Source organism: Geodermatophilus sp. SYSU D00815 (genome assembly GCF_054050035.1).
In genome coordinates, this window is record NZ_JBJGYO010000001.1 from 289,787 (window position 1) to 309,088 (window position 19,302).

The 19,302-nt window shown below is 75.9% G+C and carries 17 protein-coding genes; 7 read left to right on the forward strand and 10 right to left on the reverse strand.

Translation table 11 applies throughout. The annotated features are described in order from the left end of the window. Positions 1-28 precede the first annotated feature (28 nt). Genes ACI78S_RS01465 through ACI78S_RS01475 form a run of 3 tightly spaced genes read right to left on the reverse strand, consistent with a single transcriptional unit; the run spans position 29 to position 2,249 of the window. On the reverse strand, positions 29-733 hold the full coding sequence (locus tag ACI78S_RS01465) for a TetR/AcrR family transcriptional regulator (RefSeq protein WP_456970415.1): 705 nt from the start codon (positions 731-733) through the stop codon (positions 29-31). After that, entirely contained in the window at positions 649-1,449 is an 801-nt protein-coding gene (locus tag ACI78S_RS01470) for an ABC transporter permease (RefSeq protein ID WP_456970416.1), read from the reverse strand. The genes ACI78S_RS01465 and ACI78S_RS01470 overlap by 85 nt, the downstream gene beginning before the upstream one ends. Beyond that, a complete protein-coding gene (locus ACI78S_RS01475; protein ID WP_456970417.1) occupies positions 1,446-2,249 on the reverse strand; it encodes an ABC transporter ATP-binding protein in 804 nt (267 codons plus the stop codon). The genes ACI78S_RS01470 and ACI78S_RS01475 overlap by 4 nt, the downstream gene beginning before the upstream one ends. 112 nt (positions 2,250-2,361) lie before the next feature. Here ACI78S_RS01475 and ACI78S_RS01480 point away from each other — a divergent pair, with 112 nt between their 5' ends. Continuing rightward, positions 2,362-3,168 carry a TrmH family RNA methyltransferase gene (locus ACI78S_RS01480; protein WP_456970418.1) on the forward strand — a complete coding sequence of 269 codons (807 nt, stop codon included), beginning with the start codon at positions 2,362-2,364 and terminating at the stop codon, positions 3,166-3,168. A 100-nt stretch (positions 3,169-3,268) separates the two neighbouring features. Here ACI78S_RS01480 and ACI78S_RS01485 read toward each other — a convergent pair whose 3' ends face one another. Next, the gene (locus tag ACI78S_RS01485; protein WP_456970419.1) at positions 3,269-4,222 is read right to left on the reverse strand and encodes a helix-turn-helix domain-containing protein; all 954 of its coding nucleotides are present in this window, start codon (positions 4,220-4,222) and stop codon (positions 3,269-3,271) included. 190 nt (positions 4,223-4,412) lie between these two features. Here ACI78S_RS01485 and ACI78S_RS01490 point away from each other — a divergent pair, with 190 nt between their 5' ends. Both ACI78S_RS01490 and ACI78S_RS01495 read left to right on the forward strand, forming a co-directional pair. Further along, on the forward strand, positions 4,413-5,240 hold the full coding sequence (locus tag ACI78S_RS01490; protein ID WP_456970420.1) for an alpha/beta hydrolase: 828 nt from the start codon (positions 4,413-4,415) through the stop codon (positions 5,238-5,240). Then, positions 5,237-6,040 (forward strand): MBL fold metallo-hydrolase, encoded by an 804-nt coding sequence (locus ACI78S_RS01495; RefSeq protein ID WP_456970421.1) that lies wholly within the window; start codon positions 5,237-5,239, stop codon positions 6,038-6,040. The genes ACI78S_RS01490 and ACI78S_RS01495 overlap by 4 nt, the downstream gene beginning before the upstream one ends. On the opposite strand, the gene ACI78S_RS01500 is transcribed toward ACI78S_RS01495, so the two are convergent. The 4 genes from ACI78S_RS01500 to sepH form a co-directional block, all read right to left on the reverse strand. Continuing rightward, a complete protein-coding gene (locus tag ACI78S_RS01500) occupies positions 6,041-6,514 on the reverse strand; it encodes a general stress protein (protein ID WP_456970422.1) in 474 nt (157 codons plus the stop codon). 76 nt (positions 6,515-6,590) lie between these two features. Next, positions 6,591-8,405, reverse strand: coding sequence for an ABC transporter ATP-binding protein (locus tag ACI78S_RS01505; RefSeq protein ID WP_456970423.1), 1,815 nt, complete (start codon positions 8,403-8,405; stop codon positions 6,591-6,593). Next, on the reverse strand, positions 8,402-10,186 hold the full coding sequence (locus ACI78S_RS01510; RefSeq protein ID WP_456970424.1) for an ABC transporter ATP-binding protein: 1,785 nt from the start codon (positions 10,184-10,186) through the stop codon (positions 8,402-8,404). The genes ACI78S_RS01505 and ACI78S_RS01510 overlap by 4 nt, the downstream gene beginning before the upstream one ends. A 113-nt stretch (positions 10,187-10,299) precedes the next feature. Beyond that, positions 10,300-11,199, reverse strand: a complete 900-nt coding sequence (sepH, locus tag ACI78S_RS01515) for a septation protein SepH (protein WP_456970425.1) — start codon at positions 11,197-11,199, stop codon at positions 10,300-10,302. A 264-nt stretch (positions 11,200-11,463) separates the two neighbouring features. Between sepH and ACI78S_RS01520 the strand changes: the two genes are divergently transcribed. Continuing rightward, the gene (locus tag ACI78S_RS01520) at positions 11,464-13,353 is read left to right on the forward strand and encodes a prolyl oligopeptidase family serine peptidase (protein ID WP_456970426.1); all 1,890 of its coding nucleotides are present in this window, start codon (positions 11,464-11,466) and stop codon (positions 13,351-13,353) included. Continuing rightward, positions 13,350-14,816 (forward strand): circularly permuted type 2 ATP-grasp protein, encoded by a 1,467-nt coding sequence (locus ACI78S_RS01525; RefSeq protein WP_456970427.1) that lies wholly within the window; start codon positions 13,350-13,352, stop codon positions 14,814-14,816. Before ACI78S_RS01520 ends, ACI78S_RS01525 begins: the two co-directional genes overlap by 4 nt. A gap of 41 nt (positions 14,817-14,857) precedes the next feature. On the opposite strand, the gene serC is transcribed toward ACI78S_RS01525, so the two are convergent. Together serC and ACI78S_RS01535 are read right to left on the reverse strand one after the other, a co-directional pair. After that, the gene (serC, locus tag ACI78S_RS01530; RefSeq protein ID WP_456970428.1) at positions 14,858-15,973 is read right to left on the reverse strand and encodes a phosphoserine transaminase; all 1,116 of its coding nucleotides are present in this window, start codon (positions 15,971-15,973) and stop codon (positions 14,858-14,860) included. A gap of 23 nt (positions 15,974-15,996) precedes the next feature. Next, positions 15,997-17,127, reverse strand: a complete 1,131-nt coding sequence (locus ACI78S_RS01535; protein ID WP_456970429.1) for a citrate synthase 2 — start codon at positions 17,125-17,127, stop codon at positions 15,997-15,999. Positions 17,128-17,329: 202 nt separating this feature from the next. On the opposite strand from ACI78S_RS01535, the gene pdxH reads away from it, so the two are divergent. Beyond that, entirely contained in the window at positions 17,330-17,977 is a 648-nt protein-coding gene (pdxH, locus tag ACI78S_RS01540; protein ID WP_456970431.1) for a pyridoxamine 5'-phosphate oxidase, read from the forward strand. Next, positions 17,974-19,296, forward strand: coding sequence for an MFS transporter (locus ACI78S_RS01545; RefSeq protein WP_456970432.1), 1,323 nt, complete (start codon positions 17,974-17,976; stop codon positions 19,294-19,296). The genes pdxH and ACI78S_RS01545 overlap by 4 nt, the downstream gene beginning before the upstream one ends. The last annotated feature ends 6 nt before the right edge of the window (positions 19,297-19,302 follow it).

Consider the following 19,302-nt stretch of genomic DNA (forward strand, 5'->3'; position numbering starts at 1 on the left):
GGGGCTGCCCGCGCGGAACGGCCCCGTTTCACCCCGGGAGGGCGACGTCGCCGGTGAGGTAGCGCTGCAGCGTGGGCGCGTACGCCTCGACCAGGGAGTCCCGCGACGCCGAGGCGATCGGCTCCAGCTTCAGGACGTAGCGGGTCATGACCAGGCCGATCAGCTGGGAGCCCACCAGCGCGCCGCGGGCGTCCCGCTCGGCGGGGGAGTAGCCCAGCGTCCCGACGACGCGGCGCAGCACCCGGGCGACGAGGAACTCCCGCAGCAGCCGCGCCGTCCACTCGCTGCCCACGGCCGACCGGACCAGGGCGAGCCCCCCGGCCCGGGCCGGGCCGTCCCACACCCGCAGGAACATCTGCAGGAGGTTGCGGCCCAGCTCCTCCCGGCCGCCGGCGAGCACCTCGGGCAGCAGCTCGTCCGGGTCGGCCGGCGCCTCGACGGCGGCGAGGAACAGCTTGTCCTTGTTGCCGAAGTAGTGGTGGACCAGCGCCGGGTCGACGCCCGCCACGGCCGCGATGCCGCGGATCGTCGCCCCGTCGAACCCCCTCTCGGCGAACAGCGCGCGGGCGGCGGCCAGGACCGCCTCCCGCGTGCCGGGCTTGCCCGGCCGCCGGCCCGCGGGCCGCAGCGGGCGGGGGTCCGGTGCGCTCAGCTGGTCCTCCTCCGCAGGGTGGCCGCCGCCAGGGCCAGCGCCACGAGGGCGGCCCCGGCGACGATCGCGACGTCCCGCCACATCGTGCCGGTCTCCGCCGCCGAGCGTCCCACCTCCTGCAGCGCCTCGACCGCGTAGGTGAGGGGCAGGACGTCGCTGATCGCCTGCAGCCAGCCGGCCATCTGCTCGCGGGGCACGAGCAGGCCGCACAGGAAGAACTGCGGCAGCACGACCACCGGCATGAACTGCACGGCCTGGAACTCGCTGCGCGCGAACGCGCTGGCCAGCAACCCGAGCGCGACGCCGAGCACCGCGTCGACGACGGCGATGAGCCCGACCAGCCACAGCGACCCGGCGACGTCGAGGTCGTAGAGGGTGGTGGCGACGGTGACCGTGACCGCCGCCTGCAGGGCCGCCGCCAGGCCGAAGGCCGCGCCGTAGCCGAGCAGCAGGTCGAGGCGGGCGAGCGGGGTGGTGAGCAGCCGCTCGAGCGTGCCGCTGGTGCGCTCGCGGAGCATCGCGATGCTGGTGACCAGGAACATCACGACGAACGGGAAGATGCCGAGCATCGTCAGGCCGACCCGGTCGAAGATCCCCGGCTGCCCGGGCAGCGCCGGCACGTCCTTCCACAGCAGGTGGAGCAGGCCGAGCAGCAGGCTGGGCAGGACCAGCATCATCGCGACGGTGCGGTGGTCGTGCCGCAGCTGGCGCAGCACGCGGGCGGTGGTCGCGCCGGTGAGCCGGGGTGAGAACGCGCTCGGCTCCCGGACGTCGGTTCGGGTCAGGGTGGTGCTCACGCTCGGCTCTCCTGTTCGCTCCCGCGGGGCGCTCCGCTCCTCGCTCGTCCCTCGCTGCGGTGCTCACGCCCCTGTCCGCCCACGCCCACCTCCAGGCGGTTGCGCACGAGGGTCAGGAACGCCTCGTCGAGGTCGTCGGTGCCGGACTCGGCGCGCAGCCTGGCCGGCGTGGCGTCGGCGAGCAGCTCGCCGTCGCGCAGCAGGAGCAGCCGGTCGCAGCGGCCCGCCTCGTCCATGACGTGGCTGGAGACGAGCAGCGTCGTCCCGGCCGCGGCGAGTGCGCGGAACCGGTCCCACAGCTCGACCCGCAGCACCGGGTCCAGGCCCACCGTGGGCTCGTCGAGGACGAGCACCTCGGGCGCGCCGACGAGCGCGCAGGCCAGCGAGGCCCGGCCGCGCTGTCCGCCGGAGAGGTCGGCGACGAGCTGGCCGGCCGCGTCGCCGAGCCCGACGTCGTGCAGCGCGGCGTCGGCCTCGCGGGCGCCCATGCCGTGCAGCGCCGCGAAGTAGCGGACGTTCTCCCGCACGGTCAGGTCGGGGTAGACGCTCGGCGACTGGGTCACGTAGCCCACCCGGGTCCGCAGCCCGGGCGAGCCGGCCGGCTCCCCGAGGACCGTCACCTCCCCGGAGCGGACCTTCTGCACGCCGACGACGGCGCGCATGAGGGTCGTCTTGCCGCTGCCGCTCGGGCCGAGCAGCCCGGTCACCTGCCCGGTCGGGACGGCGAACGAGAGCCCCTTCAGCACCGGACGCCCCCCGCGGTCGACGACGAGCTCGGTGACGGTGACGGCGCTGTCCATGCTCGCTCCCAGGGAATTCAACACCTGATGAACTCAACGCTAGATGAGTTCCGGCGGCCGCGTCAACGGGGCCCTTGGTCCCGGGCGCCGGCCGTGCCGGAGGATCGACGGCGTGCCGGCGCCCCTGCTCATCACCGACCCCGAGGACCCGCGGGTGGCCGACTTCCGCGACCTGGTGGCGGGCGACCGCCGGCCGGGCACGCCGCGGGGGAGCGGGCCGGTGATCGTCGAGGGCGTGCCCGCGGTGGAGCGGTTGCTGGCCTCCCCGTACCGGGTGCGTGCGGTCTTCGGTGTCCCCGGCCGCGTCGCCGCGCTCGACCTGCCCGACGACGTCCCCGCCTACGAGGCCGACAAGTGGGTGCTCTCCGATGTCATCGGCTTCCGCCTCACCCGCGGCGTGCTGGCCTCGGCCGACCGGCGCCCGCCCGACGACCTCGACGCCCTGCTGGCCGGCCCGGACCCGGCCGCCCCGCGCCGGCTGGCCGTGCTCGAGGCCCTCAACGACGCCGAGAACCTGGGCTCGATCGCCCGGTCGGCGGTCGCGCTCGGCGTCGACGGCCTGCTGCTCGACCCGCGCTGCGCCGACCCGCTCTACCGCCGGGCGGTGCGGGTCTCGATGGGGCACGTGCTGGCGCTGCCGTTCGCCGTCCTGCCCGACTTGCCGGGCGGGCTGCACCGGCTGCACGACGCCGGCTACCTCACCGTGGCGCTGACCCCGGCGGCGGACGCCGTCGACCTGACCTCGCTCGACCCGCGGGAGCACCCGCGGACGGCGGTGCTGCTCGGCGCCGAGGGGCCGGGGCTCACCGCGGAGGCGCAGCGGGCGGCGCGGGTGCGGGCGCGGATCCCGATGCGGCACGGCGTCGACTCCCTCGGCGTCGCCGCCGCGGCCGCGATCGCCTTCGACCGGCTGCGCTGAGGTGCTCGCGCGCGGCCGGGAGTGCGATCCGTGCACGCCGCTGCGGCGCGGCTGCGCGTGCCCCGTGCACGGACCGCCTTCTCGGCGGGAGGCGGAGCGCTCAGTCCCCGGTGGCCACCCGCTGCCACTCGCGCGGGGTGACGCCGTAGGCCCGCCGGAAGCGGCGGGTGAAGTGGCTGGGGTCGCTGAAACCGCAGGCCCGGGCGGTGGCGGCGATCGTCCGGTGCAGCCCCGCCGGTGAGACCAGCGCCGTCCGTGCCGCCTCCAGGCGCTGGTCGATGATCCACTGCTCGAGGCTCAGCCCGGCCTCGGCCCAGGTGCGGTAAAGCCGGCGCACCGACACGTTGTGCGCGGCCGCGATCGCCTCGACGGTGAGGCCGGGGTCGTGCAGCCGCTGCCGCACGTAGGCGCGCACCCGGGTCAGCAGGGTGTCGTGGCGCACCTCGGCCGCGCGCCGGCCGTCACCGGCGGCCGAGACGATCAGCGCCCGCACCAGCTCCACCGTCGCCGTCCCCAGGGCGGCCGCGCCGGGATCGTCGGCGAGGTGGTCGGCGGACGCGGCCACCTCCTCGAGGTGGCGGCGGACCAGGTCGTGCAGCGGGCTGGCGCGCAGCCGGGGCGCGGCGGCCCGGACGACGTCCTCCGGCAGGCCCAGGACCTCCCCGGGGACCAGGAAGACCCGCGCCCCGCCGCCGATCGCGCACCCGAAGGAGTACGGCGCGGCCATGTCGACGAGCATCAGGTCGTCGCCGCGCACCAGCTGCTCGTGCCCGTTCTGCGCGAACTCGCCGTGCCCGCGCGCCTGGAAGGACAGGCCGACCACCGGTGCGCCGTCCATGCGGACGTGCCGGGCCGAGCGGACGAGGCGGAAGCGCGTCGCGTCGGTGGCCAGCAGCGCCGACGCGCCGTACTGCCACAGGCGCATCCGGATGCGCATCTCGTCCTGCGGGTCCCGGTAGTCGACCCGGCAGGCGGTGGCCAGCTCCTGCATCGCCCCGGCGAAGGCGTCGGCGCGGTCGCGGCGCGGCACGTCGGAGGTGTCGAGCAGCAGCATCAGCGGTCCCTCGCCGGCGGTCCCCGTGGCGCGGCCGAGCCTGTCAGCGCCGTCCCGCAGGAGGGAAGTCCCAGGTGGGGACGGCGGGCGGGTCGTGCACGGAGGGACCAGAGGCGTGCACGCACAGGCCATCGGGCCCGCGGCCCCGCTGCCAGGCTGCCGCGCATCCGCCGCCGAGAGGAGAGCCGCCGTGACCGCCCCCGACACGATCGTCCTCATCCACGGGTTCTGGGTGACCCCGCGCAGCTGGGAGAACTGGAAGACCCACTACGAGGCCAAGGGCTTCCGCGTCCTCACCCCCACCTACCCGGGCTTCGAGGTCGAGGTCGAGGCGCTCAACGCCGACCCGACCCCGATCGCCGAGGTCACGCTGCCGCAGATCGTCGAGCACATGGAGGGCGTCCTCGACACGCTCGACGGGCCGCCGATCCTGATCGGGCACTCGGCCGGCGGCACCATCACCCAGCTGCTGCTCGACCGCGGCCACGGCGCCGTCGGGGTGGTGCTCAACTCGGCGCCGACCGAGGGCGTCAAGGTGACGCCGCTGTCGCAGATCCGCTCGACCTGGGCGGTGCTGAAGAACCCGGCCAACCGGCACCGCGCCGTCGGGCTCACCGAGGAGCAGTGGCACTACGCCTTCTGCAACACCTGGGACGAGGAGGGCTCCCGCCGGCTGTACGAGCGCTACCACATCCCGGCCTCGGGCCGGATCCTGTGGAACTCGGTGCTGGCCAACCTCATGCCGGGCCCGCAGGACGCCCACGTCGACTACGGCAACGAGGCACGGCCGCCCCTGCTGTTCGTCTCCGGGGGCGAGGACCACATCATGCCGCCGTCGGTGCAGCGGTCGAACGCCAAGCACTACCACGGGAGCACGGTCACCGAGGTCCGCGAGCACGCCGGCTACGCGCACCTGCTGCCGGCCCAGGAGGGCTGGCAGACGATCGCCGACGAGGTGCTCGAGTGGGCGCTGGCGCACGCCACCGGGACGCGGCCGCAGGTGGCCGGGGCGTCGTGACGTCGACCCGGGTGGGCCTGCGGCTCACCCACGTCGGCGGGCCCACCCTGCTCGTGGAGTACGGCGGGTGGCGGCTGCTCACCGACCCGACCTTCGACCGGCCGGGACGGCGGTACGCGTTCGGCTGGGGCACCGGCTCCCGCAAGGTGACCGGGCCGGCGCTGCCGCCCGAGGCGCTGCTGCCCGTCGACGCGGTGCTGCTCAGCCACGACCACCACGCCGACAACCTCGACGACGCCGGCCGCGCGCTGCTGCCGTCGGTCCCGGTCGTCGTCACCACGGCGCCGGGTGCCGCGCGGCTCGGCGGCGGGGCGCGCGGCCTGCGCCCGTGGGCGTCGACGACGCTGGAGGCCGGGGGCCGGCCGCCGCTGGAGGTGACGGCCACCCCGGCGCGGCACGGCCCGCCGCTGTCCCGCCCGGTCGTGGGGGACGTCGTCGGGTTCGCGCTGCGGCCCGCCGGCGGCGACGACGGCGTGCTGTGGATCTCCGGCGACACCGTGCTGTTCGACGGCCTGCGCCAGGTCGCCGACCGGCTGCGGGTCGACACCGCGGTGCTGCACCTGGGCCGGGTGCGGTTCCCGGTGACCGGGCCGCTGCGGTACTCGATGACCGGCCGGGAGGCGGTGGAGGTCTGCCGGCTCACCGGCGCGCGCACAGTCGTCCCGGTGCACTACGAGGGCTGGAGCCACTTCACGCAGGGCCGCGACGGGGTCGAGCGGGACCTCGCCGGCGCCCCGGAGGAGGTCCGCCGCCGGTTCCGGTGGCTGCCGCTCGGGGAGCGGACCGAGCTGGACCCCTGACTACCCGCGCAGCGAGAAGCGGGCCAGCAGCGCGCGCGCCTCCTCGGCGTGCGCGGGGTTGCACATGACGTCGTACCGGCTGGCCACGATCTGGCTGGTGCTGGTGAAGTCGCGCCGTCCCCGGGTGGCCGCGTAGCCCATGGCGCCGAACGCGGCGCCGAAGGCCAGGCCGATGAGCAGGCCACCGATGACCGAGCCGATCCACTGGGTCCCGTCGGCGGCGAAGATGCCGAGCAGCAGGCCGACGAACAGACCCCACCACGCGCCGCCGGCGGCACCGGCGGCGATCGCCCGGCCCCAGGACAGCCGGCCGGTGACCCGCTCGATCATCCGCAGGTCGGAGCCGATGATCGTGACGTTCTCGACGGCGAACTTCTCGTCGGCGAGGTAGTCGACCGCGGCCTGTGCCTGCTCGTAGCTGTCGTAGGACCCGACCTGGACGCCGCCCAGCGGCATCGACACCGACGCTGACATGCCCGTTGCAACTCCCTCGCTCGGCCCGCCGTTCCCCGCTTTCCCCGCTACCACCAGGGTGAACCGTGCGAGCGGCTCACACCAGGCTCTCGGCCCAGGCGCGGTGCAGGTCGGCGAACCGGCCGGCGCCAGCGGCGAGCTCGGCGGGGGAGCCGTCCTCGACGAGCCGGCCGTCCTCCATGACCAGCACCCGGTCGGCGATCTCCACGGTGGACAGCCGGTGCGCGATGATCAGCGCCGTCCGGTCTGCCAGCAGCGTGCGCAGCGCCCGCTGGACCAGCCGCTCGCTCGGGACGTCGAGGGAGCTGGTGGCCTCGTCGAGGACGAGCAGCGCCGGGTCGGCCAGGAACGCGCGGGCGAAGCCGACCAGCTGCCGCTGGCCCGCCGACAGCCGCCCGCCGCGCTTGCTGACGTCGGTGTCGTAGCCCTCCGGCAGGGCGCTGATGAACTCGTGCGCGCCGATCGCCCGGGCGGCGGCCTCGACCTCGTCCCGGGTGGCCCCCGGCCGGCCGAACGCGATGTTGTCGCGGACCGTCCCCGAGAAGAGGAAGCTCTCCTGGGTCACCACCACCACGGCCCGGCGCAGGTCGTCGTCGGCGAGCCGGCGCAGCGGGACGCCGTCGAGCCGCACCTCGCCGGCCACCGGGTCGTGGAAGCGGGCGGCGAGCCGGGCGAGCGTCGACTTGCCCGCGCCGGTGGCCCCCACCAGGGCGACGGTCTGCCCCGCGGGCACGTGCAGGTCCAGGTGGGGCAGCACCGTGCGGCCGGTGTAGCCGAAGGTCACGCCGTCGAACACCAGGTCGCCGCGGGGGTCGGGCAGCGGGGTCGGGTCGGCCGGCTCGGCGACGGTGGGCACCTCCTCCAGCACGCCGGAGAGCTTCTCCAGCGCGGCGGCCGCCGACTGGTAGGAGTTGTAGAACATCGCGACGTCCTGCAGCGGGTCGAAGAACCGGCGAAGGTAGAGCAGGAAGCTGACCAGCGTGCCGACGGCGAGGTCGCCGTCGAGCACCCGCCACGCGCCGTAGCCCAGGACGGCGACGGTGACCAGGTTGCCGATCAGCGTCACCGAGGGGACGAAGACGGCCAGCAGCCAGAACGCCCGGTCCAGCGCCCGCCGGTTGCCCTCGTTGAGCTGCGCGTGCAGCCGGTCGTTGCGCGGCTCGCGGCGGAACGCCTGGACGGCGCGGATGCCGCCGAAGGTCTCGGTGAACTGCACGATCAGCGCGGCGATCGTCTCCCGGGTGCGCCGGTACGCCGCCGTGGAGTGCCGCTGGAACCAGCGCACCACGACGGCCAGCGGCGCGAAGCCGAGCAGCACGACCAGACCGAGCGGCGGGTCGAGGGCGACCAGGACGACGCCGATCGCGACCACGCTGAACAGCGCCGAGAGCAGGTTGTCCAGGCCCTCGTCGAGCAGCTCCTCCAGCGCCTCGACGTCGCTGGTCAGCCGGCTGATCGTGCGGCCGGAGGTGTAGCGCTCGTGGAAGGCCAGCGGCAGCCGCTGCACGTGCCGGAACACCCGGCGGCGCAGCTCCAGCAGCACCGCCTGCCCGACCCGGCCCGACCACGTGATGAACAGGAACCGCAGGCCGGCGTCGAGCAGCGCCGCGGCGACCATCGCCCCGGCGACGAGCACCAGCGGCCCGGCGTCACCGTCGACCAGCGCCGGGACGGCGACGTCGATGCCGACGCCGATGAGGAACGGCCCGGCCAACCAGGCCAGGTTCTGCGCCGTGATGGTGAGCAGCAGGCCCCACAGCGACCGCCGGTGCGGGCGCGCCAGCTCGCCGAGCAGCCGCCGCGACCGCCGGCGGAGGAACACCCCGGCGTCGGCCGGGAGGTCGTCGCGGTCCTCGGCGGCGACGCCGCGCCAGCCGTCGCCGGCGGTCACCGGAGCACCTCCGCCAGCTCGCTGTCCTGGGCCAGCAGGTCGCGGTAGGCGGGCACCTCGGCCAGCAGCTCGGAGTGGGTGCCGACGGCGGCGATGCGGCCGTCCCGCAGCAGCGCCACCCGGTCGGCGAGCAGCACCGTGGAGGCGCGGTGGGCCACGACCAGGGCGGTGGTGCCGGCGAGCACCTCGCGCAGCGCGGCCTCCACCAGCGCCTCGGTGTGCACGTCGAGGGCCGACAGCGGGTCGTCGAGGACCAGCACCGACGGCCGGCCCAGCACCGCGCGGGCCAGCGCCAGCCGCTGGCGCTGGCCGCCGGACAGGGACAGGCCCTGCTCGCCGATGCGGGTGTCCAGCCCCCACGGCAGGTCGTGCACGAAGCCGGCCTGGGCGGTGCGCAGCGCCTCGTCGACGTCGTCCTCGCTCGCGTCCGGGCGGCCCAGGGTGAGGTTCTCCCGGACGCTCATCGAGAACAGCGTGGCGTCCTCGAACGCCGTCGCGACGACGCCGCGCAGCTGCTCCAGCGGCAGGTCGCGCACGTCGACGCCGTCGACGGTGACCCGCCCGGCCGTGACGTCGTGCAGGCGGGGGACCAGGGCGGTGAGCGTGGTCTTGCCCGAGCCGGTGGCGCCGACGAGGGCGACCGTCTCGCCCGGCGCGAGGTCGAGGTCGACGCCGTCGAGCACCGGGGTGGCCGAGCCCGGGTAGGTGAAGCCGACCCCCTCGAACCGCAGGCGGGCGGGCGAGCCCACGGCGGCCGGCCGCGCGCCGGGGCGGTCGGCGATCCCGAGCGGCTCGTCGAGCAGCTCGCCGACGCGGTCGCAGGCGCTGGCGGCCTCCTGCGCCTGGGCGAGGAGGAACCCCAGCGAGAGGATCGGCCAGAGCAGGACGGTGAACAGCGCGACGAAGCCGACCAGCCCCCCGACGGTGAGCGCGCCGCCGCTGACGGCGAACGCGCCGCCGACCAGGATCAGCGCGAGGGTCAGCTGCGGGTGCAGCTCGAAGACGCACCACAGCAGGGCGAGCGTGCGCACCTTCGACAGCTGCAACCGGCGCAGCTCGCGGGCCCTGGCGTCGTACCGGCCGAACACCAGCCCGCTGCGGCCCAGCGACTTCACCACGCGGATGCCCTGCACCGCCTCCTCGACGTCGGTGGCCAGCTCGCCCTGCTGGTCCTGCACCCGCCGCGACTGCTCGTTGTACCGCTTCTCCCAGCGCAGCCCGACCAGCGTGAGCGGCACCGTGGTGAGCAGGACGGCCAGCCCCAGCGGCCAGTACGAGACGAGCAGCAGGACCAGGACCACCGCGCAGGTGATCAGGTTGACGGCGAGGAAGACGGCGCCGAAGCCGACGAACCGCCGGATCGTGGCCATGTCGCTGGTCGCCCGGGAGAGCAGCTGGCCGGAGGCCCACCGGTCGTGGAACGCCACCGGCAGCCGCTGCAGGCGCTCGTACAGGGCCTGCCGCAGGTCGCGCTCCAGCTGCAGGCAGCTCTTGCCCATCGCCCAGCGGCGCAGGAAGAACAGGCCGGCCTCGGCGACGCCGAACACCAGCGCGAGGGCGAGCAGCGGCCACAGCCCGGCCCGGTCGCCGCTGGCCAGCGGGCCGTCGACGAGCGCCTCGGTGACCAGCGGGATCGTCAGCTGCGCCAGCGTGGCCAGCAGCGCCGCGGTGAAGGTGAGCGCCACGAGGCCGCGGTAGGGGCGGGCGTAGGGGAGGAGCCGGCGCAGCGCGGCGAGCCGCCCCCGCTCGGGCTGTCGTTCGGGCGGGCGGGAGGCAGGCATGGCGTCCGCGAGGCTAGGCGCCGGTCATTTCCCTGGCGAACGAGTTTCCCCGTCCCCGGGCTTTCTGCGCCGAAGGCCCCGGGGGGCGCCGGGGTTTCTGCACCGAAAGCCCGTCAGCGGTGGCGGCGGACGCCGAAGACGATGTCCTCCCACGCCGGGATGCGGGCGCGCGGGTCCTCCGGCTCCTCGCCGGTGCGGCCCAGGACGACGGTGTCGTGCTCGGCCAGCTCGGGGTCGTCGGCGAACGGGTCGCCGGAGCCGGGCGTGCCGTCGGGCGGGGCGACGTCGCGGACGTGCTCGGGCTCTGGCTCGGGGGCCTCGGGGGCGGGCTCGTCGTCCTCGGCCGGCTCCTCCTGCACCACGGCCACCGGGCGGGCGTTCGGGGCGGGGGCCACGACGCCGCCGGGCACGTCGGGGACGACGCGCACCAGGCGGGTGCCCTCGGCGAAGTCCATCGTCGCGGCGTCCAGCGGCGTCACGGTGCGGGCGGGGATGTCGTAGCTCCAGAGCGTCGTGCCCGACTTGCCGCCGGCCTTCCAGCCCGCCGCCACCACCCAGGAGCCGTCGTCGGCGCGGTAGGCGTCCCAGCGGACGGCGTCGGGGTCGCCGCCGATGAGCCGCAGCCGGCCGGCCATGAACCGGTCGAGCGAGGTGTTCGTCGTCCCCTCCGACAGCCGGACGCGGGCCTCGCGGGCCTGCTCGGCGACGCGGGCGCGCTCCTGAAGCACCGGGTGGGCGAAGCGCATGATCCGCTCGACGCGGGTGCCGGAGGCCTCGGCCACCTGCTCGGGGGTCTCGCCGGCGCGGATGCGGGCCTGGATCACCCGCGGCGGCAGGGTGTTGCCGAGGTCCTCGATCGCGCCGAGGCGGGCGTCGCCGCGGGCGGCGGCGCGCACCCGCTCGTCGATGGGCAGCTCGAACCGCTCGAGCTCCTCGGAGCCGTCGGCGGCCTCGGCGGTGAGGATGAGGCTCTTGCCGTCGTCGGAGAGGGCCACGAGGCGCAGTCTGCGCATGGCGACCTCCTGACGGGTGCGGCGGCGGGGGCCCCGGGAGAGAGACCTGGCCCCCGAGGCTAGCCGCGCCGCGGGGAGCCGGCGCGCAGGCACGCCCGAGCGCGGCACGTCACCTGTCGGAAACGTCCGCGGAGGACAGTGGGGCCGCTGGGACGACGGGAGGTGCGCGGCGCAGCAGGTGAGCCGGTTCACCCGTCCGACGTGGAATCCTGCCGCTCGCGCGCCCGCTCACCGGCGGCGAGAACTCCGAGACGAGGAGGTGTGATGGCCAGCCCCCTGACCGTACCGAGGACGACCACCGCGCCTCGCCCGGGCGGGCCCGTCGTCGAGGGCCTGCCCACCGATGTCCGGCTCGCGGTCACCGAGATCGCGAGCGCCGCCGGCGCCTGGTGCCCGGCGCTGTCGCCCGACGGGACGCGCGTCGCGTACGTCTCCGACCGCTCGGGGCTGCCGCGGCTGGAGGTGGCCTCCCTCGCGCAGGAGACGGCGCCCGCCGTCGTCTCCGGCCCCGACGAGGAGGTCGTCTCCGTCGCCTGGTCGCCCGACGGCGCGTGGCTGGCGTACCTCGTGAGCCCGGGCGGCTCCATCTGCGCCGAGCTGCACGTGGTGCGTCCCGACGGCACCGGCCACCGGGTCGTCGCCGGCGCCGACCCGTTCGCCACCGTGTTCGCCGGCGGCTGGACCCGGCCGGGCCACTACGTCTGCTCGATCGCCCCCGGCGACGGACCGGACGCCGACGTCGTCCTGGTCGACGCCGAGAGCGGCGCCCAGCGCACCCTGGCCCGCGGCGGCTTCCTCGCCGTCACGTCCGTCTCCGCCGACGAGCGCTGGGTCCTGGCCCGCCGCGGCCCGCGCGGCTACCGGCACGTCGTGCTGGGCGACGTCGCCACCGGCGAGCTGCGCCGGGTGCTGCCGCTGGACGCGCCCGGCGGCATCGCGTCCGAGGACGGCCGCTTCGGCCCCGACGGCCGCTCGGTCTACGTGCGCGCCTCGCTGCCCGGGGCGCCGGGGGAGGACCGCGCCGGGCTCGTCGTCGTCCCGCTGTCCGACGACGGCGTCCCGGGCGAGGGCCGGGTGCTGCTGCGCCGCCCCGACGCCGACCTCGACGGGTACGCCGTCCGCGCCGACGGCACCGTGCTCGCGGTGTGGACCTGCGAGGGCGTCACGCAGGTGCGCATCCACGACCTGGCCGACGGCTCGGTCGTGCGGGAGGTCCCCCTGCCGGAGCCGGTGATGCCCGGCTGGTCGCTGTCGGGCGACGGCGAGCTGCTGGTGGCCGAGCTGACCGGCCCCCGGGCGCCGCGCGCGCTGTGGCTGGTCCCGCTCTCGGGCGACGCGGCTCCCCGGCCCCTGCCGTCGGCGCCGCCGCGGCCCAACCCCGACCTGCTGGTCGACCCGGTGCTGCACCGGTACAAGGCCGCCGACGGGCTCGAGCTCTCCGGCTGGCTCTACGTGCCCCGCGGGGCCACCGGGCCGAACCGCACCGTGGTGAGCTTCCACGGCGGGCCCGAGGGGCAGGAGCGGCCGGGCTGGTCGCCGGTCGCCCAGTCGCTGGTCGCCGCGGGCTTCACCGTGTTCGCCCCGAACGTCCGCGGCTCGGGCGGGTTCGGGCGGGCGTTCACGTGCGCCGACGACGGCCCGGCCCGCGAGGCCTCCTTCGACGACGTGCGCGCCACCGTCGACGCCCTCGTCACCGCCGGCATCGCCGCGCCCGGCCGGGTCGGCGCGCACGGCTGGTCCTACGGCGGCTACCTCACGCTGGTGGCGCTCACCCGCTGGCCGGGCCTGTTCGCCGCCGGCGCCACCCTCGCCGGCATGAGCGACCTGCGCAGCTTCTTCGCCGGCACCGAGCCGTGGATGGCCGCCGCCTCGGTCACCGAGTACGGCGACCCGGTCGCCGACCGCGACATGCTCGCCGCGATCTCGCCGATGACCCACCTGGACCGGCTGACCTCCCCGGTGCTGCTCTGCCACGGCGACCGCGACACCAACGTGCCGGTGGCCGAGTCGGTGCAGGCGCACCAGGCGCTGCAGGCTCGCGGTGCACCCAGCGAGCTGCTGCTCCTGCCGGGCGAGGGTCACACCATCGTGGGGAGGGACCACCTCGTGGAGCTGAGCGAACGGGTCGCGGCCTGGTTCGATGCCCACCTGTGAGTCCTCTTCGCGGCTACGCCCCGCCGGTCGGTGACGAGGCGGTCGACCCGGACGGCGGCCTGCGCCCGGGTTACGCCCCGCTCGGGCCGGTGCTCGACTCCCTCGGGACGCCCGGGCTGAACCGGCTCGGGGCCGCCCTGGCCGCCGAGCGCGCCGCCCGCGGCGTCGTCGTCGCCGGGTGGGCCGACGGGCGGCAGACGGTGCGGCCGGTGGGGTGCGACCCGGTGCCCCGGCTGGTCGACGCCGCCTCCTGGGCGCGGCTGGCCGCGGGCGTCGAGCAGCGGCACCGGGCGCTCGAGGCCTTCCTCGCCGACGGGTACCGGGCGGCGGGCAGGCGGCGCGGCGACCCCGACCGCGACCCGGAGGTCGTCCGCGCGGGCGTGCTGCCCGCCTGGGCGGTCGCGCACAGCCCCGGCCGCGATCCCGCCGCGGTCGGCCTGGCCTGGCGCGGCCAGCCGCGGGCGACCGTGGCCGGCACCGACGTGCTGCGCACCGAGGACGGCCGCTGGGTCGTCCGGGCCGACGACCTGCGCGTGCCCACCGGCCTGGGGTACGCGCTGGCCGCCCGCGACGCCGTGCGCGCGGTGGCCCCCGGCCTGCTCCCGGCGGGGGTCGCCGACCCGCGCGACGCCGTCCCGCTGCTGCGGCAGGCGCTCGCCGACGCGGCCCCGCCGGCCTGCGCGCGGACGCCGCGGATCGCCGTCCTCACCGTGGGGGAGACCGATCCCGCCTGGTTCGAGCACCGGTTGCTGGCCGACGCCCTCGGCGTCCCGCTGGTCCGGGCCGCGGACCTCTGGCCGCGGCCCGACGGCGGCGTCGAGGTGTCGCTGGACGGCGACCGGCGGCCGGTCGACGTGCTCTACCGGCGGTTCGACGACGCCGAGCTGCCGGCGCACCGCACGCCCGGCGGCGCCCAGCTGGGGGCGCTGCTGGCCGAGGGGGTGCGCACCGGCACCCTGGCGCTGGCCAACGTGCCGGGCAACGGGCTGGCCGACCACCCGGCGACCGGCGCCGTCGTCCCCCGGCTGATCCGGTTCTACCTGGGCGAGGAGCCGCTGCTGGAGTCCGTGCGCACGTGGGTGCTCGCCGACCCCGCGCAGTGGGCGGAGGTGCGCGACCGGCTGCAGGAGCTGGTCGTCACGCCGGTCGACCTCTTCGGCGGGGGCCGGCCGGTGGTGGGGCCGGAGTGCTCGGCGGCCGAGCTGGCCCAGCTGCACGCCGAGGTCGCCGCCGCCCCGTACCGCTTCCTCGCCGCCGAGCACGTGGAGCCCTCGACCGTGCCCACCCTGGCCGACGGCGTGCTCGTGCCCCGGCGGGTCGACCTGCGGGTGTTCTCGGTGGCCGGCCGCTCGGGGGTGCGGGTGCTGCCGGCGCCGCTCACCCGCGTGGCGCCGTCGGAGACCTCGCGGGTGTGCGACCTGGCGCAGGGCGCCGGCACCAAGGACACCTGGCTGCCGCGGTAGCGGAGGCCGGGAGTGCAGCAGATCTGCACTCCCGGCCTCCGCTACAGGCGCTCGACGACGTGGTCGATGCAGGCGGTCAGCGCGCTGACGTCGTCGGGGTCGACGGCGGGGAACATGCCCACGCGCAGCTGGTTGCGGCCGAGCTTGCGGTACGGCTCGACGTCGACCACGCCGTTGGCCCGCAGCGTCTTCGCGATCGAGGCCGCGTCGACGCCGTCGGCGAAGTCCACCGTGCCGACGACGTAGGAGCGCTGGTCGGGGTCGGCCACGAACGGCGTGGCGACGTCGGACTTCTCCGCCCACCGGTACAGCCGGCTCGACGACTCCCGGGTGCGCTCCACCGCGCCGGAGAGCCCGCCGAGGCCGAGCAGCCACTGGATCTGGTCGGCCAGCAGGAACAGCGTGGCGACGGCGGGGGTGTTGTAGGTCTGGTCCTTGCTCGAGTTGTCGACGGCGATCGACAGGTCGAGGAAGCCGGGGATCCAGCGGCCCGAGGCCTTGATCTCGGCCACCCGCGCCAGCGCCGCCGGTGACATGAGCGCGATCCACAGCCCGCCGTCGCCGCCGAAGTTCTTCTGCGGCGCGAAGTAGTAGACGTCGGTCTGGGCGACGTCGACCGGCAGGCCGCCGGCGGCGCTGGTGGCGTCGACGAGCACCAGCGCGTCGTCGTCGGCGTCGGCCGGGCGCACGACCGGGGCCATCACGCCGGTCGAGGTCTCGTTGTGCGCCCAGCCGTAGACGTCGATCCCGGCCTCGGCCTCGGGCAGGGCCAGCGAGCCCGGCTCGCCCTTGGCGACGACCGGGTCGGCGAGGAACGGCGCCTCCGCCGCGCCGGAGGCGAACTTCGCCGAGAACTCGCCGTAGGTGCCGAAGGCGCTGCGCTCGCGGATCAGGCCGAAGATCGCGGCGTCCCAGAACGCCGTCGTCCCGCCGTTGCCGAGCACCACCTCGTAGCCCTCGGGCAGGTCGAACAGCGTGGTCAGCCCCTCGCGGACCTGCCGGACCAGCTTCTTCACCGGCGCCTGCCGGTGCGAGGTCCCCATGACCGCGGCGCCGTCGGAGGCCAGGGCCCGCAGCGCCTCGGGGCGGACCTTGGACGGGCCGCAGCCGAACCGTCCGTCGGCGGGGAGCAGCTCGGCGGGGATCTGGATGGTCATCCGGGGAGGGCCTCTTCTCGGGTTCAGGCGGGGGCGGCGGCGCTCATCGACTTCGTCGTGATGGTGTCGAAGCCGTCGACCTCCTCGGGCTTGCGCGGGCCGGGGCCGATGTAGCGGGCCGACGGGCGCACGAGGCGGCCGGTGTTCTTCTGCTCGAGGATGTGCGCGCACCAGCCGGCGGTGCGGGCGCAGGTGAACATCGAGGTGAACATGTGGCTGGGCACCTCGGCGAAGTCGAGGACGATCGCCGCCCAGAACTCCACGTTGGTCTCGATCGGGCGGTCGGGGCGGCGCTCGCGCAGCTCCTTGAGCGCGGCCTGCTCCAGGGCCAGCGCGGCGTCGAACCGCGGGGCGCCGAGCTCCTGGGCGGCCTTGCGCAGCACGCGGGCGCGCGGGTCCTCGGCCCGGTACACCCGGTGGCCGAAGCCCATGAGCCGTTCCTTGCGGTCGAGCAGGTCCTTGACGTACTTCTCGGCGTCGCCGAGCTTCTCGACGCCGTCGAGCATGTGCAGCACCCGGGACGGCGCCCCGCCGTGCAGCGGGCCCGACATCGCGCCGATGGCGCCGGACAGCGCGGCGGCGACGTCGGCGCCGGTGGAGGCGATGACGCGGGCGGTGAAGGTGGAGGCGTTCATGCCGTGCTCGGCGGCCGACGTCCAGTAGGCGTCGACGGCGGCGACGTGGCGGGGATCGGGCTCGCCCCGCCACCGGGTCATGAACCGCTCGACGATGGTGTTGCACTCGTCGATGCGCCGCTGCGGGACGGCGGGGACGCCGATGCCGCGGGCGGACTGGGCGACGTAGGACAGCGCCATGACCGCGGCGCGGGCCAGCTCCTCGCGGGCCTCCTCGGCGCTGATGTCGAGCAGGGGCTTGTAGCCCCAGATCGGCGTGAGCATCGCCAGCGCGGCCTGGACGTCGACGCGGACGTCGCCGGTGTGCACGGGGATCGGGAACGGCTCGGCCGGGGGCAGCCCGGGGCCGAACTTGCCGTCGACCAGTAGCGCCCACACGTTGCCGAAGGTGATCTTGCCGACCAGGTCCTCGATGTCGACGCCGCGGTACCGCAGCGCGCCGCCGTCCTTGTCGGGTTCGGCGATCTCGGTCTCGAAGGCGATGACGCCTTCCAGTCCCGGCTTGAAGTCGTCGGCCATTCCGCATGCTCCTCTGCGCGCGAAACCTGTGCGTGCACGCAGCTGCGCGCACGACTGGGTGGACCCTAGGCGGTCCCGGCGGGCCGCCTCCATCCGACCCTGGTCACAGTGTCCCCCGCTCGGGCGCTGGTGTGAGGGCCCTCACGGGCTTCCTCCCCGTCCGCCTCCGGCGCCCGGGCGGACGCGGTGACAGCATGGCTGCGTGCCCGATCTCTCCCGCATGCGCCGGGACTACGGCGGGCGGGGCCTGCGCGAGGAGGACCTGGCGGCGAGCTGGGTCGAGCAGTTCGACCGCTGGTTCGCCGACGCCGTCGCCGCCGAGCTCCCCGAACCCAACGCGGTCGTCGTCGCCACCGCCGACGCCGACGGCGCCCCCGACGCCCGCATCGTGCTGATGAAGGGCTACGACGAGTTCGGGTTCGTCTTCGCCACCAGCTACGCCTCGACCAAGGGCGCCCAGCTGGCGGCCAACCCGCGGGCCGCGCTGGTCTTCCCGTGGCACCCGCTGCAGCGCCAGGTCCGGGTCGCCGGCCGCGTGGAGCGGGTGGGCGACGCGGCGTCCGACGACCTGTGGAACCCGCGCCCGCGCGGTGCCCAGCTGGCCGCGGTGGCGTCGGTGCAGTCGACCGTCGTCGACTCCCGGGACGAGCTGGCCGAGCGGGTGAAGCTGCTCGACGAGGAGACCGGCGAGGGGCCGGTGCCCCGGCCGCCCGTGTGGGGTGGCTACCGCGTCGTCCCCGACCGGGTGGAGTTCTGGCAGGGCGGCGCCGACCGCCTGCACGACCGGCTGCGCTTCGTCCGCGACGACGCCGAGGGAGGCGGCTGGATCGTCCAGCGGCTCGCCCCGTGACGGGCGGCACGCCCGTCGATCCGGTCGAGGGGGCCGGCGCGGTCGCCGAGCCGGTGGCCGCGCCGCGGCGCCGGGCGCGCGCGTGGGCGATCGACACCACCCCGCTGCGCAACCGCGCCTACCGCCGGCTGTTCTGGGGGACGGCGGCGACGATGCTGGGCCAGCAGATGACGCTGGTCGCCGTCCCCTACCAGGTCTTCCAGCTCACCGGCTCGTCGCTGCTGGTCGGCGTCACCTCGGTCGTCGCGCTGGTGCCGCTGGTCGTCTTCGGCCTGCTCGGCGGCGCGATCGCCGACGCGATGGACCGCCGCAAGCTGATGCTGGTCACCTCGATCGGCGCGGCGGTGACCAGCGCGCTGCTCGCCGTGCAGGCGCTGCTGCCCGGGGGCGGGAACCTCGCCGTCCTGTGGGTGCTGACCGCGGCCGTCTCGGGATTCGCCGCGGTGAACCAGCCGGCCCGCGGCGCCGTGATCCCGGCGCTGGTCGGGCCCGAGGGGGTCGCCGGCGCCAACGCCCTGGCGATGACGGTGCGGCAGGTCGGCGTCATCGTGGGCCCGCTGCTGGCCGGCGTGCTGATCGGCCTCGGCGAGCTCTTCGTCACCTACGCCGTCGACGCCCTCGGGTTCCTGGTGGCCGTGCTGCTGCTGCGCGGCCTGCCCGCGCTGCCGCCCGGCGGCGAGGCCCGGCCGCTGCGGCTGGGCAGCGCCGTGCGGGGCGTGTGGGCGGGCTTCGTCTTCCTGCGCACCCAGCCGGTGCTGCTGATGACCTTCGTCGTCGACATCATCGCGATGCTGTTCGCCTGGCCGCAGGCGGTCTTCCCGGAGCTGGCCGAGACCCGCTTCGCCGACTCGCCCAACGGCCTGGGCTGGCTGTTCGCCGGCGTCTCGATCGGCGCCCTGGTCATGGGTCTGACGTCGGGGTGGGTGGCGCGGGTCGACCGGCAGGGCGCGGTGGTGCTCGGGGCGATCGCGGTGTGGGGCGTGGCCATCATCGGCTTCGGGTTCGCCCCGGCGCTGTGGCTGGCCGTGCTCTGCCTGGCGGTGGCCGGCGCGGCCGACATGGTCAGCGCCGTCCTGCGGACGTCGATGCTGCAGCTGGCCGCGCCCGAGGACATGCGCGGGCGGATGCAGGGGGTCTTCATCGTCGTCGTGGCCGGTGGGCCGCGGCTGGGCGACCTGCGCGCGGGGGCCCTGGCCAGCGCGACCTCCGTGACGGTCGCCATGGTGTCCGGCGGCGTGGTCGTCGTCCTGGCGATGCTGCTGGTCGCGCTCGTCGTCCCGTCGTTCTGGCTCTTCCGGGCCTCCCGCTCCGCCCGCTGACCACCG

Bases quoted from the DNA above. Each gene is read 5' to 3' on its own strand.
- ACI78S_RS01500 (WP_456970422.1), bottom strand. From the start codon at position 6,514: ATGTCAGCGTCGGTGTCGATGCCGCTGGGCGGCGTCCAGGTCGGGTCC.
- ACI78S_RS01535 (WP_456970429.1), bottom strand. From the start codon at position 17,127: ATGGCCGACGACTTCAAGCCGGGACTGGAAGGCGTCATCGCCTTCGAG.
- ACI78S_RS01485 (WP_456970419.1), bottom strand. From the start codon at position 4,222: ATGCTGCTGCTCGACACCTCCGACGTGCCGCGCCGCGACCGCGCCGAC.
- ACI78S_RS01475 (WP_456970417.1), bottom strand. From the start codon at position 2,249: ATGGACAGCGCCGTCACCGTCACCGAGCTCGTCGTCGACCGCGGGGGG.
- sepH (WP_456970425.1), bottom strand. From the start codon at position 11,199: ATGCGCAGACTGCGCCTCGTGGCCCTCTCCGACGACGGCAAGAGCCTC.
- serC (WP_456970428.1), bottom strand. From the start codon at position 15,973: ATGACCATCCAGATCCCCGCCGAGCTGCTCCCCGCCGACGGACGGTTC.
- ACI78S_RS01510 (WP_456970424.1), bottom strand. From the start codon at position 10,186: ATGCCTGCCTCCCGCCCGCCCGAACGACAGCCCGAGCGGGGGCGGCTC.
- ACI78S_RS01520 (WP_456970426.1), top strand. From the start codon at position 11,464: ATGGCCAGCCCCCTGACCGTACCGAGGACGACCACCGCGCCTCGCCCG.